This is a genomic window from Pseudomonas sp. MYb327, assembly GCF_040438925.1.
Lineage (GTDB): Bacteria > Pseudomonadota > Gammaproteobacteria > Pseudomonadales > Pseudomonadaceae > Aquipseudomonas.
The window spans coordinates 3581915-3598843 of sequence record NZ_CP159258.1; the positions used below are offsets into that span (position 1 = coordinate 3581915).

The 16929-nt window shown below is 59.8% G+C and carries 17 protein-coding genes; 4 read left to right on the forward strand and 13 right to left on the reverse strand.

What is annotated here, in order from left to right; translation table 11 throughout:
- Positions 1–77 precede the first annotated feature (77 nt).
- The 5 genes from ABVN21_RS16070 to ABVN21_RS16090 all read right to left on the reverse strand — a co-directional run bounded on the left by ABVN21_RS16070 (position 78) and on the right by ABVN21_RS16090 (position 3886).
- Positions 78–890 carry an OmpA family protein gene (locus ABVN21_RS16070; protein WP_339555662.1) on the reverse strand — a complete coding sequence of 271 codons (813 nt, stop codon included), beginning with the start codon at positions 888–890 and terminating at the stop codon, positions 78–80.
- Positions 887–1243 carry a DUF4398 domain-containing protein gene (locus tag ABVN21_RS16075; RefSeq protein ID WP_339555661.1) on the reverse strand — a complete coding sequence of 119 codons (357 nt, stop codon included), beginning with the start codon at positions 1241–1243 and terminating at the stop codon, positions 887–889. Before ABVN21_RS16075 ends, ABVN21_RS16070 begins: the two co-directional genes overlap by 4 nt.
- A gap of 9 nt (positions 1244–1252) precedes the next feature.
- The gene (locus tag ABVN21_RS16080; protein WP_339555660.1) at positions 1253–2077 is read right to left on the reverse strand and encodes a transporter substrate-binding domain-containing protein; all 825 of its coding nucleotides are present in this window, start codon (positions 2075–2077) and stop codon (positions 1253–1255) included.
- A gap of 129 nt (positions 2078–2206) precedes the next feature.
- Positions 2207–3136 carry an FAD-binding protein gene (locus ABVN21_RS16085; RefSeq protein ID WP_339555659.1) on the reverse strand — a complete coding sequence of 310 codons (930 nt, stop codon included), beginning with the start codon at positions 3134–3136 and terminating at the stop codon, positions 2207–2209.
- Positions 3137–3886 carry an electron transfer flavoprotein subunit beta/FixA family protein gene (locus ABVN21_RS16090; RefSeq protein WP_008017740.1) on the reverse strand — a complete coding sequence of 250 codons (750 nt, stop codon included), beginning with the start codon at positions 3884–3886 and terminating at the stop codon, positions 3137–3139.
- Positions 3887–4434: 548 nt separating this feature from the next.
- On the opposite strand from ABVN21_RS16090, the gene ABVN21_RS16095 reads away from it, so the two are divergent.
- Positions 4435–6099, forward strand: a complete 1665-nt coding sequence (locus ABVN21_RS16095; protein WP_339555658.1) for an electron transfer flavoprotein-ubiquinone oxidoreductase — start codon at positions 4435–4437, stop codon at positions 6097–6099.
- A 169-nt stretch (positions 6100–6268) separates the two neighbouring features.
- Here ABVN21_RS16095 and ABVN21_RS16100 read toward each other — a convergent pair whose 3' ends face one another.
- The 6 genes from ABVN21_RS16100 to ABVN21_RS16125 form a co-directional block, all read right to left on the reverse strand.
- Positions 6269–7072, reverse strand: coding sequence for an IclR family transcriptional regulator (locus ABVN21_RS16100; RefSeq protein ID WP_339555657.1), 804 nt, complete (start codon positions 7070–7072; stop codon positions 6269–6271).
- A 60-nt stretch (positions 7073–7132) separates the two neighbouring features.
- A complete protein-coding gene (locus ABVN21_RS16105; protein ID WP_339555656.1) occupies positions 7133–8443 on the reverse strand; it encodes an MFS transporter in 1311 nt (436 codons plus the stop codon).
- Between the two features lie 170 nt (positions 8444–8613).
- Positions 8614–9762, reverse strand: a complete 1149-nt coding sequence (gene dgoD, locus ABVN21_RS16110) for a galactonate dehydratase (RefSeq protein ID WP_008085519.1) — start codon at positions 9760–9762, stop codon at positions 8614–8616.
- Positions 9763–9810: 48 nt separating this feature from the next.
- Positions 9811–10431 carry a 2-dehydro-3-deoxy-6-phosphogalactonate aldolase gene (locus tag ABVN21_RS16115; RefSeq protein ID WP_339555655.1) on the reverse strand — a complete coding sequence of 207 codons (621 nt, stop codon included), beginning with the start codon at positions 10429–10431 and terminating at the stop codon, positions 9811–9813.
- A 19-nt stretch (positions 10432–10450) separates the two neighbouring features.
- The gene (locus ABVN21_RS16120; RefSeq protein WP_339555654.1) at positions 10451–11443 is read right to left on the reverse strand and encodes a 2-dehydro-3-deoxygalactonokinase; all 993 of its coding nucleotides are present in this window, start codon (positions 11441–11443) and stop codon (positions 10451–10453) included.
- A gap of 269 nt (positions 11444–11712) precedes the next feature.
- Positions 11713–12195, reverse strand: coding sequence for a GNAT family N-acetyltransferase (locus tag ABVN21_RS16125; protein ID WP_150732357.1), 483 nt, complete (start codon positions 12193–12195; stop codon positions 11713–11715).
- Positions 12196–12438: 243 nt separating this feature from the next.
- On the opposite strand from ABVN21_RS16125, the gene ABVN21_RS16130 reads away from it, so the two are divergent.
- The 3 genes from ABVN21_RS16130 (at position 12439) to ABVN21_RS16140 (ending at position 14358) form a co-directional block, all read left to right on the forward strand.
- A complete protein-coding gene (locus ABVN21_RS16130) occupies positions 12439–13641 on the forward strand; it encodes an MFS transporter (RefSeq protein WP_339555653.1) in 1203 nt (400 codons plus the stop codon).
- An 84-nt stretch (positions 13642–13725) separates the two neighbouring features.
- On the forward strand, positions 13726–14064 hold the full coding sequence (locus tag ABVN21_RS16135) for a hypothetical protein (RefSeq protein WP_339555652.1): 339 nt from the start codon (positions 13726–13728) through the stop codon (positions 14062–14064).
- Positions 14065–14103: 39 nt separating this feature from the next.
- A complete protein-coding gene (locus ABVN21_RS16140; RefSeq protein ID WP_339555651.1) occupies positions 14104–14358 on the forward strand; it encodes a hypothetical protein in 255 nt (84 codons plus the stop codon).
- Positions 14359–14497: 139 nt separating this feature from the next.
- Here ABVN21_RS16140 and ABVN21_RS16145 read toward each other — a convergent pair whose 3' ends face one another.
- Positions 14498–15427, reverse strand: a complete 930-nt coding sequence (locus ABVN21_RS16145) for a PfkB family carbohydrate kinase (protein WP_339555650.1) — start codon at positions 15425–15427, stop codon at positions 14498–14500.
- Positions 15420–16886: a cytosine permease gene (locus ABVN21_RS16150; RefSeq protein ID WP_339555649.1), complete on the reverse strand. Its 1467-nt coding sequence runs from the start codon at positions 16884–16886 to the stop codon at positions 15420–15422. The genes ABVN21_RS16145 and ABVN21_RS16150 overlap by 8 nt, the downstream gene beginning before the upstream one ends.
- Positions 16887–16929: the final 43 nt, after the last annotated feature.

Here is a 16929-nt window from a genome sequence, read left to right on the forward strand (position 1 = left end):
TGTTTTGTGAGTCATTTGGCAGGCGAAAAAAAACCCGGCGCTGCATGGCAGGCCGGGCTTTCCAATGACGCAACCCTTTAGCGGGCGGCGCCCAATTGGCCTTTTTCGTCGGAGAACACGATTTCCACTCGTCGGTTCTGGGCGCGACCCCGCTCGGAAGCGTTCACATCCACGGGGTATTCATCGCCGTAGCCTTCAACTTGGATGCGTTTGTCGTCTATACCCAGGTCCACCAAGACGTCAGCCACCGATTGCGCACGGTCACGCGACAGCTTCAGGTTGTCCTGCTTGCCACCGGTGCTGTCGGTGTAGCCTTCGATCCGTACCACGCGCTTGGGGTTGAGCTGCAGGAATTGCACGATCTTCAGCACCACGCGATTGGCCGAGTTTTTCAATTCCGCTTCACCGGTATCGAACAGCACATCGCCCAAGGTCATCACCAAACCACGATCAGTCTGAGTGGTGGCCAACGCAACAATCTGCTCTTCGAGCAACTTGCCCTGCTGCTGCACGCTGAACAGTTTGGATTCGCGCAGCGCCAGTTGCAGGCGTTGACGCTCAAGTTCGAGCTTCGCGGCCCGCTCTTCATTGAGTGCCTGATTGGTGTGCTCGCGGGCGATTTCGCTGTAACGCTGGCTCAGGTAGGCGTATTGCACCACGTCCGAACCGCTGCCCCAGTAGCTGGACAAACGATCGGCGCGAGCCAGGGACTCCCCGGCGCGAATCACGTCCTTGGGCGCGATGCGCAACACGTTGGAGTCTTCCTTGACCTTCTGGAAATCGGCACTGGCCTGCTGCAACGCTGCTTCACTGTGCTGACCGGCGCAGCCATAAAGGCTCGCGCAACCGATGAGGATCAAACCGCCGAGAGCTTTGGACTTGAGGCTCATTGGGCATCTCCCAATTGCTTGCGCACACGGGCGATGCGGGTATTGAGCATGTCCAACTGCTCTTCGCTCTTGAGGGTCAGCACCTTGGCTTCAGCCAAACGCGCATCGAGTTCGGCCTGTTCAGCCCGCATGCGCGCATTTCGGAAAGATTGGTCGGCCATGCTGCCCTTGGCGCGGTTGAACTTGTCTTCGGCCAGTTTCATTTCCGGCACTTCGTCGGCAGTGGCGCCAACGGCCTTGGCTTGTTCGAGTGCCTGTTCGGTCAAACGCATTTGTTCATTCGGCGCCGGATCGGCTGCACAACCCGCCAGAGCCAAAAGGGCCAGGGCAGCGAAAAGAGGTCGAATACTCACTAAAAATCCCTACTGTTTTGGGGTACTGACGGGTTGCTTCTGCTGGGCGTTCCAACGCTCGATATTGCGTTGCAGAACAGCCTCCGTCAGTCCGGACGCGGGCAATTCTGTCATCTTTTTGGCCAACTGTCCGCGCAACCAAGGATCGTTGCAGGCGGAGTTGTGGGAAACTGCCAGAAACAGCCCCGGTTGGTCGACCGGTTGCGGGCGGGCCATCAGATCATTGGCCATGCCCAGTGTCTGCGCCATCGCCATGCCGGAGTAACGCCCGGCGAGGACAAATTCCACCTCGCCCAAGAGCAATTTCTGAAAGGCCTGGGTAAGGTTTGGCGTACGGGTGAGGGTCAATTGCTGCTCGGCGAAAGTGCCGAATGCCGAGGTCAATCGAGACTTTTCCGACAAAGCACCGGAATGACCATGCAGGTCCTGAATCTGGTTGTAGGTCAGCGACGAATCCTTACGGGTCCAGACCAGGTAATCGTTTTCCAGCAATGGCGGGTGAATGTAGTCCAGGGATTCGAGCTCGGTGACCGTCAGTGACGCATCGGCCAGCATGTCCATGCGCCCGCTGCGCACTTCGTCCAGGGCCTGGGAGCGTTTGCCGGCGTAGAGTATTTCGACCTTGATGCCCAACTGCCCCGCCACTTGCTGCAACAAATCGGCACTGGCGCCAATCAGGCGCTTGGGGTCTTGCGGATCTTGCCACAGGTATGGCGGCGCATCAGGGCTGCCGGTCACGACAAGGCGCTCGCACTTGCCTGCGGCGATCGACAGTGTCGAAAACATCGTCAGGCCCAGCAACATTAACCAACCGAACACACGCTGCAAATCCATAGCAATACACTCCACTCAAACCCCGTTATATCCCAGTTTGAAGCCATCGACAGCAAGCTGGCTCCTACAGGAAAGGCAAAAAAAAAGCCCGACCAAATGGCCGGGCTCTTTATAAGTGAAGCAGCCGGATTAGACCAGCTTCTCCAGCTCAGGGATGGCTTCGAACAGGTCCGCCACCAGGCCGTAATCGGCCACCTGGAAGATCGGCGCTTCTTCGTCCTTGTTGATCGCAACGATCACTTTGGAGTCTTTCATGCCGGCCAGGTGCTGGATCGCGCCGGAGATACCTACGGCGATGTACAGCTGTGGAGCAACGATCTTGCCGGTCTGACCGACCTGCATGTCGTTCGGTACGAAACCTGCGTCGACCGCGGCGCGGGAAGCACCAACGGCAGCGCCCAGCTTGTCGGCCAGGGCGTACAGGTGTTTGAAGTTGTCGCCGTTCTGCATGCCGCGGCCGCCGGAAACGACGATCTTGGCAGCGGTCAGTTCCGGACGATCGGACTTGGCCAGTTCTTCGCCGACGAAGCTGGAGATACCAGCGTCGTGAGCAGCGCCAACGGCTTCAACAGCAGCCGAACCACCTTCAGCGGCAACCGGATCGAAACCGGTAGCACGCACGGTGATCACTTTCACGACAGCGTTCGACTGAACGGTAGCGATGGCGTTACCGGCGTAGATCGGGCGCTTGAAGGTGTCAGCGCTTTCTACCGAGATGATCTCGGAGATCTGGTCAACGTCCAGGGCAGCGGCAACGCGCGGCAGGATGTTTTTGCCGTTGGAAGTGGCGGCAGCCAGGATATGGCTGTAGCCCTTGCCCAACTCTGCAACCAGAGGAGCGACGTTTTCCGGCAGTTGGTGAGCGTAGGCAGCATTATCAGCTACCAGCACTTTAGCCACGCCAGCGACTTTCGCAGCGGCTTCAGCCACGGCGCCAGCGCCCTGGCCTGCAACCAGAACGTGGATGTCACCACCGATTTTGGCGGCGGCAGCGACGGTGTTCAGCGTGGCCGGGGCCAGCACTTTGTTGTCGTGTTCAGCAATAACCAAGATAGTCATTTAGATTACCTTCGCTTCGTTTTTCAGTTTCTCGACCAGTTCAGCCACCGACTTGACCTTGATACCCGCGCTGCGTGCAGCAGGCGCTTCGACTTTTACGGTCTTGTTGGTGGAGGCGGTGGAAACGCCCAAAGCGTCCGGAGTCAGCGTCTCGAGAGGCTTCTTCTTGGCTTTCATGATGTTTGGCAGAGACGCGTAGCGCGGCTCGTTCAAACGCAGGTCAGTGGTGACGATGGCCGGCAGTTTCAGGGAAACTGTCTGCGCGCCGCCGTCGATTTCGCGGGTGACAGCAACGCTGTCGCCGCTGATTTCGACTTTCGAAGCGAACGTGCCCTGACCGTAGCCGCTCAATGCAGCGAGCATCTGGCCAGTCTGGTTGTTGTCGCTGTCGATGGCCTGTTTGCCGAGGATCACCAGCTGAGGCTGTTCCTTGTCGACAACAGCTTTCAACAGCTTGGCAACGGCCAGGGAAGTCAGATCTTCGGCGGATTCGACGAGGATGGCGCGGTCGGCACCCAGAGCCAGCGCGGTGCGCAGTTGCTCTTGAGCAGTGGACGGGCCGACGGAAACGACGACGATTTCAGTCGCAACGCCTTTCTCTTTCAGGCGTACGGCTTCTTCCACTGCGATTTCGCAGAACGGGTTCATCGACATCTTGACGTTGGCAAGATCGACGCCGGAATTGTCCGCCTTGACGCGGACCTTGACGTTGTAATCCACAACGCGTTTGACAGCTACAAGAACCTTCATGGATTCCTCGTTACTCTCCGGTGAAAAGAAAGTCGCCTAGGCGAACCTGGCGGTTGATGCTCATCGGGCGCAAGGGCACCTCTAAAAACGCCGGCATACGTGTCAAGTGACCACTGCTCATGATGTTGATGACCGTTCGTCAGTAGTGACCAACGAGTCATTCAATACCGCGGCGTGTAAACTGCGCCTCAAACCCGCGCTGCGTATCACTCTGTACGGCCGTCGCCCTGTCTTTAGAGGTGCTCTTGAAACCTATAGTCAGCCTACGGCGAGCGCAAAACCGCCCGTATCTTGACCGGAACACCTATTCCGGTCAATACGCCAAAATAGCCGTTCATAAGCCGGGTGACTTTGATTTATCTGGCCTGGAGCCATTTCAAACAAACGTTTGTATTGGACGCTGAGAGTGGTGTAGATATAATGCGCCACCCAAAGAGAAAGGTGGTCACTCGATTGTCCTCTCCCGACGTTGTGCCGGGATTCAAGGATGCGACACCCAACCTCCAAAATTAGAAAAAAACTGTTGAGCCTTGAGTAGGAGATAGCCTGTGGAACGCGAATACATGGAATTCGACGTGGTCATCGTCGGTGCCGGCCCCGCTGGTCTTTCCGCCGCCTGCCGATTGAAGCAGAAGGCCGCCGAAGCCGGTAAGGAAATCAGCGTCTGCGTGGTCGAAAAAGGCTCCGAAGTCGGTGCTCACATCTTGTCCGGTGCCGTGTTCGAACCACGGGCCCTGAACGAATTGTTCCCAGACTGGAAAGAACTCGGCGCGCCGCTGAACACACCGGTCACCCGCGATGACATCTTCGTGCTGAAAAACGCCGAAAGCGCGCAGAAAATTCCTGACTTCTTTGTGCCCAAGACCATGCACAACGAAGGCAACTACATCATCTCCCTGGGCAACCTGTGCCGCTGGCTGGCCCAACAGGCCGAGAACCTGGGTGTGGAAATCTACCCGGGCTTCGCCGCCCAGGAAGCGCTGTTCGACGAAAACGGCGTTGTGCGCGGGATCATCACCGGTGACCTGGGCGTTGACCGCGAAGGTCATCCGAAAGAAGGCCTCTACACCCCAGGCATGGAACTGCGTGGCAAATACACGCTGTTCGCCGAAGGCTGCCGTGGCCACATCGGCAAGCAACTGATCAAGCGCTTCAACCTGGACACTGACGCTGATGCCCAGCACTACGGCATCGGCCTGAAAGAAATCTGGGAAGTCGACCCGGCCAAACATCAACCAGGCCTGGTGGTGCACACCGCCGGTTGGCCGATGGACATCATGGGCACCGAGAACACCGGGGGCTCGTTCCTCTATCACCTGGAAAACAACCAGGTTGTAGTGGGCCTGATCGTCGATCTGTCCTACAGCAACACGTATCTCTCGCCGTTCGACGAGTTCCAGCGCCTCAAGCATCACCCGGTGCTCAAGCAATACCTGGAAGGCGGCAAGCGCATCAGCTACGGCGCCCGCGCCATCTGCAAGGGCGGCCTGAACTCGCTGCCGAAAATGGTCTTCAAGGGCGGCGCGCTGATCGGTTGCGACCTCGGCACCCTGAACTTTGCCAAGATCAAAGGCAGCCACACCGCGATGAAGTCCGGCATGCTGGCTGCTGAATCAGTGGCTGACGCACTGTTCGCCGACAAGGACGGCACCGAAGAGTTGACCTCTTACGTCGACGCCTTCAAGAACAGCTGGCTCCACGAAGAACTGTTCGCCAGCCGTAACTTCGGTCCGGCGATCCACAAGTTCGGCGCGATCGTTGGTGGTGGTTTCAACTGGCTCGACCAGAACATCTTCGGCGGCAAACTGCCGTTCACCCTGCACGACACCAAGCCGGATTACGCGTGCCTGAAACTGGCGGCCGACTGCAAGAAGATTGACTACCCGAAACCGGACGGCAAGATCAGCTTCGACAAACTCAGCTCGGTGTTCATCTCTGGTACCAACCATGAAGAAGAGCAACCGTGCCACCTGAAGCTGACCGACCCGAGCATCCCGATCAGCAAGAACCTGCCACTGTACGATGAGCCTGCCCAGCGTTACTGCCCGGCCGGCGTATACGAAGTGATCACCAAGGAAGACGGTGAGAAGCGCTTCCAGATCAACGCCCAGAACTGCGTTCACTGCAAGACCTGCGACATCAAGGACCCTGCACAAAACATTACCTGGGTGACGCCGGAAGGCGCTGGCGGCCCGACTTACCCGAACATGTAAGCCGAACGCCTGAACAACGAGGCTCCCGAATGGGGGCCTTTTTGTTGCCTGCAATTCAGGGCATCACATCGGCACCCGGTAGGAGCTGGCTTGCCAGCGATGACGGTTTATCACCCAACATTGACGTCGACTGACACACCGCGATCGCCAGCAAACCGGCTCCTACGTGTCAGACCTTCAGGCCCAACTCCGCCGACAACCGCGCTGTCACGCCTTTGATCAGGGGAATCAGCTCGGCCATTTTTTCCAGCGGCATATAGGGCACGGTGCTGGCGATACTGATGCCGGCAACGATGCGTTTACTGGCATCGCGAATCGGCGCCGCCACGCAGCGGATCGACGGTTCGTTGTCTTCCAGGTCGAAGGCATAACCGCCGGCCACGTACTCGATCATGCGCTGCTGAAATTGCTCCCAGGATTGCTCCGGGTGCTGCGGCCAGAACAGATTTTTCCCACCCGCCGGCAGGCTGACTTCGTACAGCCGCTGCCACTCTTGCGGCGTGTCATCGAGCATCAGCGCCTTGCCGATCCCGGTGCGCGCCAACGGCATGCGATGGCCGACCCGCGAACGCATTTCCGGGCCATTGCGCCCCGGGTTCTTGTGCAGGTACAGCACTTCGTCGCCTTCACGGATCGCCAGGTGAATGGTGTCGCCGGTCAACGCCGACAACTCGTCCAGATACGGCCCGGCCAGGGTCACCAGCGGCAATTCCTCGCGCGCTTGAAATCCCAACTCGATCAGCTTCGGCCCCAACAGATAACCGACTTGCGGCACCACCCGTAGATAACGCTCATCTACCAGGCAACTGGCCAGACGATGGGTGGTGCTGCGTGTGGTACCGATCAACCGGGCGATTTCCTTGAGATCGCGGGCGCCACTGGCGACGGCCTGAACCACACCCAGGCCACGAAGCAGTGTCTGGGTGCCGGTGGGCGCGGCGTCCTTGGCGTTTTTTGGGGCGTCTTCCTGCATATCCAGCCTTTACCGTTGTGCGAGTGAACGGGCGGCATTATGGTCGCCCGCATGCCGCGACTACAACTTGATACGCTCGACCTTGCCGACCAGCAAGATGTAGGAAAGCGCACCGATCAACGCCAGAACCGAGATATAGGTAATCGCCGGGGCAAACGAATCACCGCTGGCGAGGAAACCGATGACGATGGGCGTGGCGATAGCCGACAGGTTGCCGATGAAATTGAACACACCGCCAGTCAGTCCCAGCAAACGTGCCGGTGCCAGCGTGGAAACCAGCGACCACGTGATCGACGCCAAGCCGTTGCCGAAGAAGGCCAATGCGAGGAAGGCAATCACCAGCGGCGTCGACTCGACAAAGTTGGCGCCAATGATCGAGGTGGAAATCAGCAAACCGCTGATGATCGGCAACTTGCGGGCGAAACCGACGGTGTAGCCGCGACGGATCAGGAAGTCCGAAAAGAACCCGGAGCACAGTACGCCGACGAACGCCGCGAGAAATGGCAGCGACGCCAGCAAACCGGACTTGATGAAGTCCATGCCGCGATATTTCACCAGGTACGTCGGGAACCACGTCAGGAAAAACCACAGCGTCGAGTTGAGGCAAAACTGGCCGAGGTAGATGCCCCAGAGTTTGCGTTTGGTCAGGACAATCCCGAGGTCAGTCCAGCTGAATTTGGCTTTGACCTTGGCTTGTTCGGCCTGGATATCCACCAGCCCGCCGCCTTCGCGGATCAGCTCGATTTCAGCTTCGTTGGCGCCTTTGAAATCACGCGGTTCGCGATACACCGCGTACCAGATCGCCGCCCAGAGAATGCCCACCGCGCCAGTCGCGACGAACACCATGTGCCAGCCGAATTCATGCTGGAGCCAGGCCAATACCGGCGTCAGGAACGCCAGGCCGACAAATTGCCCGGAAGTGTAGAAACCGATGGCGGTGGCTCGCTCGCGCTCGGGGAACCAGGTTGTCACTACGCGGCTGTTGATCGGATAGGCCGGTGCTTCGAGGGCACCGACCGCCATGCGCAGGACGAACAACGCGATGAAACTGCCGGCGAAGCCGAGCATCACCGTGGCTATCGACCACAGCAACAGCGCAGCGGTGTAGAGGATGCGCGGCGGAACGCGGTCCACCAGCCAGCCGCCGGGGATTTGCATGGCGGCGTAGGTCCAGCCGAACGCGGAAAAAATCAGGCCGACGTGGATCGGGTCGATGCCCAGCTCACTCGTGAGCGCCGGGGCGGCAATCGACAGGTTGCTGCGGTCCAGGTAGTTGATCACCACGGTGATGAACAACAGGACCATGATGAAAAACCGCTTACGGCTGGGCGTCACCAACGATGCCTGCCCGGTGAGGGTTTGCGGTTGCATGAGGAGTGCCTCTTTTTATGTTTATTGAGGTCGTTTTTAAGGTTGACGCTCCCCTGTAGGAGCCGGCTTGCTGGCGATGGCGGCATCACATCCGGCATTGATGTGACTGACAGGACGCTATCGCTGGCAAGCCAGCTCCTACAGGGGATTTGTCGTGGGTCAGAGATCACTCACCACTCGGCGAAACTGCCATCGGCATGGCGCCAGATCGGGTTACGCCAGCGGTGGCCGACGGCGGCGCGTTCGATCACGTATTCCTCGTTGATCTCGATGCCCAGGCCCGGCCCGTTCGGGATTTTCACGAAGCCTTTGTCGTAGTCGAATACGCGTGGGTCCTTCACGTAGTCGAGCAGATCGTTGCTCTCGTTGTAATGGATGCCCAGGCTCTGCTCCTGGATGAACGCGTTGTAGCAAACCGCGTCGAGTTGCAGGCACGCCGCCAAGGCAATCGGGCCCAACGGGCAGTGCAGCGCGAGTGCCACGTCGTAGGCTTCGGCCATGTTGGCGATCTTGCGGGTCTCGGTGATGCCGCCGGCGTGGGAGGCATCGGGCTGGATGATGTCGACATAGCCTTCGCTGAGCACGCGCTTGAAATCCCAGCGCGAGAACAAACGCTCGCCCAAGGCAATCGGCGTGCTGGTCAGCGGTGCCAGTTCCTTCAGCGCTTCGTAGTTTTCGCTGAGCACCGGCTCTTCGATGAACATCAGTTTGTACGGGTCGAGTTCCTTCATCAGAACCTTGGCCATCGGCTTGTGCACCCGACCGTGGAAGTCAACGCCGATGCCGACGTTCGGGCCGACCGCGTCACGCACGGCGGCGACGTTGGCCAGGGCCAGGTCGACTTTCTCGAAGGTGTCGAGAAACTGCAGCTCTTCGGTGCCGTTCATTTTCACGGCTGTGAAACCACGGCTTACAGCCTCTTTCGCTGCGCGCGCGGTGTCTGCCGGGCGGTCGCCGCCAATCCATGAATACACGCGGATCTTGTCGCGCACCTGACCACCGAGCAGGTCGCTGACCGAGACGCCCAGCGCCTTGCCCTTGATGTCCCACAACGCCTGGTCGATACCGGCCAGGGCGCTCATGTGGATCGCGCCGCCACGGTAGAAGCCGCCGCGATACAGCACGGTCCAGATGTCTTCGATGTTGCGTGGGTCTTTGCCGATCAGGTAGTCGGACAATTCTTCAACGGCAGCAGCCACGGTATGAGCACGACCTTCGACCACAGGCTCGCCCCAACCGGTGACGCCCTCGTCGGTTTCTACCTTGAGGAAGCACCAGCGCGGCGGAACGATGAAGGTGGTCAGTTTGGTGATTTTCATCTGATTGTCTCTCTTGTTAGATGCAGCGCTCGCAGCGCCAAAAAAGTCTTAGCGGAGGGCTTTCCAGGCAGCGACGTAGGCCTTGGCTTTGGCCGCCACTTGCTCCGGGGTCATGCCCGGTTTGAACAGACCGGAACCGAGGCCGAAACCTTTGACGCCAGCATCGATAAATACCTGCATGTTTTCCGGCGTGATCCCGCCGACCGGCGCCAGGATCGTTCCCGCCGGCAGTACCGCGAGCCAGGCTTTAACGACGGCCGGGCCCATCTGCTCGGCCGGGAACATCTTCAGTACATCCGCGCCTTCGGCCAGGGCCGCGAAGGCTTCGGTCGGCGTGGCGACACCCGGCGACAGGAACAGCCCGGCAGCCTTCGCCGCGCGCAATACCTTGGGATCGCTGTGGGGCATGACAATCACCTGACCGCCCGCCGCTTTCACCTGTTCAACCTGCTGCGGCGTCAGCACCGTGCCGGCACCGATCAGGCAATCGGCGGGCAAGGTACTGCGCAGGATGCGGATACTTTCGTACGGCTCAGGGGAATTGAGCGGTACTTCGATGACGCGAAATCCGGCGGCGTACAGGACTTCGCCGATAGCCGCTGCTTCTTGCGGACGCAGGCCGCGCAGGATCGCGATCAGACCGTTTTGCGCCAGTGCTTGTTTGAGCATGTCAGGACTCCAGTCAGGTTTAACGGGATGGGTTGGGCGTAATCAGGCCGGCGGCTAGTGCCAGTTGCCACAACCCGCGTTCGGTGGCCTGCTCGGCCAGGGTTATCTGCGCAAAACCACAGGCATCGAGGGCGCGGCTATAACGCGAACAGAGTTGGGAGTTGCCGATCAGGATGATCGACGGCAGATGCACACTGTTGCGTCGACGGCGCTGATCGCTGGCCAGGGCCGACAGTTCGTGGCCGATCATCAGGCCGGATAGATAATCCGGTTGCGCCGTGGCGCTCAGTTCACCGGTCAGGCCCAGGCTGCGGGCACTGAACAAGGTCGACAACACGCCGATCTCGCCGTCCGCCGACAAAGCCACTTGCACGCCGCGATCGAAGGCTTCGCCATCGAACGATCCGCCGCGCTGCTGGGTACGACCCAAAATACTGTGTTCGCTGAGCACGGCGAAGACTTCGCCGGTCATGAAGGTTTCGAAATGGACGATGCAGCCGTCGGTCACTTCCACCCATTTCGAATGGCTGCCCGGCAGACCGATCAATACGTCAGCACCCGCCTCGCTCGATAGACTTTGCAGCACACCGAGCACTTGGGTTTCTTCGCCGCGCATTACGTTTGGCAGGCGCGAGCGTTGAATCACGCCCGGCACGATGTGCACGTCGACACCGCGAAGACTGCGAACGGTTTGTAGGGAATTTCCGAGATTGGCGACGTTTGCCGGTGTATCGCAGTAGGCGGCTTCGCGCCAGCCTTGGGCGCTGCCGACCATGCCGCAGGCAATCACCGGCAAGTCGGGTTGTTCATCGAGCCAATCGCCGCAGGCTTCATCGAAGGCCAGTTCAAATCCGTCGATGCATTCCCGACCCGCGATGATTCGTGGCGCCTTGGGCAGCTGCATGATCCCCGACGACAGCGAACGCTGTTCGAGCACCTGGCCACCTTCGGCAAGTTTATAAGCACGTAATGAGGTTGTCCCCCAATCCAGCGCGATCAATTGCGCCCGCATCGCTTCACCTGTTCTGTTTTTTGGCAGTGAGTGAGCGGGACTATAAACCCTGGCGCGAGAAAATCTCAATATATAAATATCACTCCCATATATTGGGATGAATTGATAGCAGGCAAAAAAAATCGCAGACGTCGATCTCTGCGATATTTAAAAACAACGGTAGGAGCCGGCTTGCTGGCGATCGGCCCTCAAGCACTGCGTTGCGCTTGAGTCAGCCATCGCTGGCAAGCCAGCTCCTACAGTACGGGTTTACGCCGAAACATCAGGGTTTAATTACCGTCGGCGAACTCGCGAAGTACCTTGCCGTCCATGCGATAACGGACCCACTCTTCCTGCGGCTGCGCCCCCAGAGATTTATAGAAATCGATGGCCGGCGTGTTCCACTCAAGGACGCTCCACTCAAACCGCCCGCAATCATTGGCGCAGGCGATTTTCGCCAAGTGCCGCAGCAGGGTTTTACCCGCACCGCCGCCGCGCTGTTCCGGGGTGATGTAGAGGTCTTCGAGGTACAGGCAGTTGCTGCCCAGCCAAGTGGAGTAGCTGAAAAAGAACACCGCGAAGCCGATCGGCAGGCCCTCGCGCAGACAGATCAGACCGTGGGCGGTAGCGCCTTCGCTGAACAGGCTGCGTTCGATGTCGGTGACACTGGCGATGACTTCATGGCGAGCACGTTCGTAGTCGGCCAGTTCGGTGATGAACGCAAGAATTTGCGGGGCATCACTGGGGGTCGCCGGGCGGATTTCGATCGTCATGGACATGCCTTGTCAAAAGTTGAAAACGCCATACTAAGTCCCCGCGCGCTTGATATCTATTGGGACTGCTTCGCAGTCCAGCGGGAGCAGGCTCTCTCGCCACAAAAGCCCTTTAACAGCAGGAGTTACCTGGCCTTTACTCCGCCCGGCGCTAACCCTGGCATCGCGAACCTCGGACCTAACATAGACGCTTTGCATGTTAGATAGATGACCTGCGTATTTATCGGGTCAAGGAACCGCGTCATGTCCTCTGCAACACCAGTCTCCAGCAAACTGTTCGGCCTGTTCTGTCTCGCCAGCTACTTGCTCTCGTTGTCCTACGGTTCGACCTTTTTGCTGTCGCTGTTGATTGGCTCGCGTGGCGGCAATGAACACGATGCCGGCAGTGTGATTTCGGCAGCGATGCTCAGCACTTTTGCGGCAGTAATTGTATCCGGGCACTTGTCCGATTTGCTTGGTGCCGCGCGCTCGGTGGCGCTGTTCGGCACCTTGCTGGTGATAGCCAGCCTGGGCTTCGCCTTGACCCCGGGCTTCGGCCATTTGTTGCTTTTTTTCGGGCTGTTGCTCGGGCTAGGTTGGGGTGTTTTCTATACCCTCGGGCCGATCATCGTCGCGAGCCTGGTGACGCCTGCGCAACGGGCCAAATACTTCGCGTTGCTGTCGGGCAGCATGATGACCGGGATCGGCAGCGGCCCCTTGCTCGGTCGTGCCGCAAGCGCCCTTGGTTATCCGCTGACGGCGGCGTTTTATCTTGCTGCGCTGGCCAGCCTGGTTGGGGTGCTGCTGTTCTGGCGCCTTGATCGACAGCTGAAAAACGCTTCACTGCAATCGACTGCCATGTCGAGGATTTCATGGCGTGCAACGGCCCAAGTGCTGTCGTCCAAAGCGGTGTTTCCGATCATCATGGTCGGCCTCGGCGGTTGCGTTTTCGGTGGCCTGTCGAGTTTCCAGACCAGTTACGCAGCGGCGCGCTCGCTCGATTATTCGCTGTTCTTCCTGGGCTTCATGAGCGCGGCGATCAGCAGTCGTATGTTGATCGCCGGCTTCGTGGTCAAGCGCGATCCGTTGCGTGCGTCCTGCCTGCTGTCGGGATTGATGCTGGGTTCGATCCTGATGTTCAGCTTCGTGGTCGATGATGGCTTCAGCTACGTGATCGCGGCGGTGCTGCTCGGGATCGGCTACGGCCTGACATACTCCGTGATCAACGGTCTCGCCGCCAATGAAGCGCCGCACGGCACCACCGCGCAATCCTTGTTGCTGTTCAGCCTGTCGTACTTTATCGGCGTGTTTGGCTTTCCATTGCTCGCCGGAAAAATCATCGTAGAACAAGGCATGGCGACGCTGCTGCTCACCGTAATCGCTGTCGCGCTGTTCAACTGGCTGATCACGGTGGGCCGGTTGATCTGGCGCCGGGTCAGCACAACCAAGGCTCCGCAACGGGCCTGAACCGTTCGTCGTTGATCAGGCACCAATTCGAAACCGGGGCGGACCAACATCAGGTAAGGACTCTAAATCAATGGAGACACCACCATGATCTCGTCCCGGTTGACCGCCCTCGCCCTCGCCGCCCTGCTGTCCCCGCTCGCATTCGCTGCAACCACCGCCTCCGGCACCGGCCCGACCAACCCGGTCGAAAGCCCAAAAGCCCCTGCCATCCAAAGTGCCCCTGGCATAAACACTGATGGTGAGGGCGTCGACAACAGCCTGCCGCCGTCCACCGGCACCGACCCACGGACTCAGGGCAACGACACTGGCCGTCAGGGTGGTTTGAATCTGCCGGACACCAAGACACCCGATAACGCCGGCCCCGGCATGGGCTCGAAAACCACAACGGGTGGTTCGGGCTCAGAAGGCGGTGCCAGCCAGTAATTCGCCGCAATACCTATCCATCGCCATGAAGAGGTAACCATGAACGTCGATAAAAACCTGGAAAAAGAAATCCTGACCCGTCTGCTGCACGCCCACCCCAGCGGCCTGGGCAAGGAGGTCCTGGACAATTACCGGGGGGAGAAAGTCGTGGCCAGCACCCTCGCCACTTTGCAGGAACGCGGGCTGATCCAACATGGGCACGTGGTATGCAACGAAGCGGGCGAGCACACGCTGAACCTGCCGATCAAGCTCAGCGCTGCCGGGGTTGAAGCGGCGCGCAAGCTGGATGCCTGACGGCGATAGACATTGCCGGGCATGAGTCCGCGATTGTGTTGAAGCTGATGGACCTATCGCGAGCAGGCTCGCTCCTACAAGGGATTTGTGTCGTACACAGAACCTCTGAAGGAGCTGGCTTGCTAGCGATAACGATGGTTCAGGCGCCGCTCGTCTTGCGGATCAACTGATCCACCTCAGCAGTCCCGGGCGAAGTCGCCGGCCCCCACCGGGTCACCGCCAACGCCGCAGCCGCATTGGCCCGTTGCGCCGCGTCAAACGCCGACAAGCCCTGCGCCAATCCTGCGACAAACACCCCGGCATGGGCATCACCGGCACCGTTACTGTCCACGGCCTCAACCTTGAATCCCGGCACATGCCTGCGCTCTGAACCCTGACTGATCCAGCAGCCCTGCGGCCCGTCACGCACCACCATGAGCACGTTGCGCGGCAGGTACCCGACCAGCCGATCCAGCGCCTGATTGATGTCCGGCGCGCCGGTGATCTTCAGCGCTTCGACGCTGTTGCTGGTCCACACGTCGATGCGCGGCAACAACGCCTGCAACAGCGGCGCATCCGGCGAATCCACCAGCGGTCCGGGATCGAACACCACGTTGATCCCGCTCGGCAAAGCCAACACCCAATCCACCAGCGCCTGTGCCTTGCCCACCTGCAACAGGCTGTAGCCGCTGACGTAGACATAATCCCCCGCCTCGGCCGGCACACTGGCCAGATCTTTAGCAGACAACTCGCCTTCTGCACCGATGTAGGACACGAAGCTGCGCTCGGCCGATGCGTCGGTGATGGCGACGCACAGCCCGGTATCGCGCTCGGCCTGGTTGGCGACGCCGATCTGGATGCCCTCCGCTTTCATTGCCTCACGGGCCAAGTCACCGAAACGGCCAGTGCCGTGGCGACCGAGGTAAACCACCGGCAACCCGTTACGCTGCGCAGCGGCCATCACATTGAACCCGCCGCCGGCTTCGAAACTGGCGGATTGCGCCAGCACGTCGCCACCCGCTTGCGGCAGTTTATCCACGGCCATGACCAGGTCGATGATGACCTGGCCGGTGTGCAACATCTTAGGCATGAGCATTCTCGGTCAGCGCAGCGCGACGATCCTTCGCCCCGCCGAGTACAAAATAAATGCCACCGGCGACCACAAAGGTCACGATCCAGCCAAGGCCGTTATGGCCCAGCCACGAGTCGGACAGGAAGCCCTTGAACCAGACGTTTTCTGCCGTGGTGCCGATGGTGGTGAAGCTGAAGCCAAGTACGATCGCCACCGCCCAGGCACCGAACGCGCGCCATTCGACGCCGCCGCGATACCAGTAGGCGCTGCTCGGGCTGACGTCCAGCAGATCCTTGGGGCTGTAGTAGTGACGGTGAATCAGGTCGACCACGAAGATGCCGACCCACGCGGTGATCGGCACCGCCAGCAAGGAAATGAACGTGATGAACGGGCCGTAGAAGCTGTCGGCAATCAGCATGAAATAGATCGAGCCGGCGAAGATCGCCACGATGTCGACCACCACGGCGTAGACGCGCTTGACCTTCAAACCGAGGGTCAGCGTGGTCAGCCCGGCAGAATACACCGACAGGTTGTTCGACAGCAGCAAGCCGCCGAATGCGGTAATCAGGTACGGCACGGCCATCCAGGTCGGCAGCATGTCGCGAATGTCAATGATCGGGTCAGTGGCTTGGGCCAGGTCGTTGTTGCCCACCGACAGCAAGCCGCCAAGGGTGATCAGCAGTACCAGCGGTATCCCCGCACCGAACGCTGCGGACGCCACCAGGCGCACGGCTTTGACGCTGCGATGTTGATAGCGCGACATGTCCGCGCCGGCGTTGGCCCATCCGATCCCGGTGCCGGCCGCCATGGTGCCGACGCCGATGATCATCGCGCTCAATGGCGCAGGCGTGGCGTTGAACACTGCGCTCCAGTCGATGGTGGCGCAGAGGAAGCCACCAACCAGGATGTTCAGCGCGCCGAACACGTAGGTTGCCCACTTCTGGATCACCAACAAGGTGGCGTGCCCGAGGCCAGATACTGACAAGGTCAGCAGTACGAAAATCGCGATGAACACCAGGGTCAGCAGCGGCGCGCTCTTGGCTTCCACCGGCGAGCCGAACAGGATCGAGCACAACGACAGCAAGACGAACGCAGCTGTGGTGGTGTTAACAGTTTCCCAGCCCAGGCGCGACATCAGCGAGACCAGCGTCGGGCCGATGTTGCCACGTACACCGAAGATCGCCCGCGACAGGGTCAGGCTCGGCGCGCGGCCACGGCGACCGGCGATGGAGATGATCCCGACCACTGCAAAAGAACCGGCGGCGCCGAGGATGGCGACGATGATCGCCTGCCAGATCGCCAAGCCGCGAAACGCCACGAGTGTTGCGCCCAACGGCAGGCCGAGGATGGAAATATTGGCGGCGAACCAGACCCAGAACAGCTGCAATGGGTGACCGTTACACTCGGCCTCCGGCACCGGTTCGATGCCGCGGGTTTCCAGTTGCCCGGCACTCTGCCCGGCGTTCGATGGACTCATGAAAAATGCTCCTGTTGCCATTTTTGTGGTTGTGGGCAAATAC

Coding starts and splice junctions, on each gene's coding strand:
- ABVN21_RS16070 (WP_339555662.1), bottom strand. CDS start 890: ATGAGCCTCAAGTCCAAAGCTCTCGGCGGTTTGATCCTCATCGGTTGC.
- ABVN21_RS16080 (WP_339555660.1), bottom strand. CDS start 2,077: ATGGATTTGCAGCGTGTGTTCGGTTGGTTAATGTTGCTGGGCCTGACG.
- ABVN21_RS16085 (WP_339555659.1), bottom strand. CDS start 3,136: ATGACTATCTTGGTTATTGCTGAACACGACAACAAAGTGCTGGCCCCG.
- ABVN21_RS16090 (WP_008017740.1), bottom strand. CDS start 3,886: ATGAAGGTTCTTGTAGCTGTCAAACGCGTTGTGGATTACAACGTCAAG.
- ABVN21_RS16100 (WP_339555657.1), bottom strand. CDS start 7,072: ATGCAGGAAGACGCCCCAAAAAACGCCAAGGACGCCGCGCCCACCGGC.
- ABVN21_RS16105 (WP_339555656.1), bottom strand. CDS start 8,443: ATGCAACCGCAAACCCTCACCGGGCAGGCATCGTTGGTGACGCCCAGC.
- dgoD (WP_008085519.1), bottom strand. CDS start 9,762: ATGAAAATCACCAAACTGACCACCTTCATCGTTCCGCCGCGCTGGTGC.
- ABVN21_RS16115 (WP_339555655.1), bottom strand. CDS start 10,431: ATGCTCAAACAAGCACTGGCGCAAAACGGTCTGATCGCGATCCTGCGC.
- ABVN21_RS16120 (WP_339555654.1), bottom strand. CDS start 11,443: ATGCGGGCGCAATTGATCGCGCTGGATTGGGGGACAACCTCATTACGT.
- ABVN21_RS16125 (WP_150732357.1), bottom strand. CDS start 12,195: ATGACGATCGAAATCCGCCCGGCGACCCCCAGTGATGCCCCGCAAATT.
- ABVN21_RS16130 (WP_339555653.1), top strand. CDS start 12,439: ATGTCCTCTGCAACACCAGTCTCCAGCAAACTGTTCGGCCTGTTCTGT.
- ABVN21_RS16135 (WP_339555652.1), top strand. CDS start 13,726: ATGATCTCGTCCCGGTTGACCGCCCTCGCCCTCGCCGCCCTGCTGTCC.
- ABVN21_RS16140 (WP_339555651.1), top strand. CDS start 14,104: ATGAACGTCGATAAAAACCTGGAAAAAGAAATCCTGACCCGTCTGCTG.
- ABVN21_RS16145 (WP_339555650.1), bottom strand. CDS start 15,427: ATGCCTAAGATGTTGCACACCGGCCAGGTCATCATCGACCTGGTCATG.
- ABVN21_RS16150 (WP_339555649.1), bottom strand. CDS start 16,886: ATGAGTCCATCGAACGCCGGGCAGAGTGCCGGGCAACTGGAAACCCGC.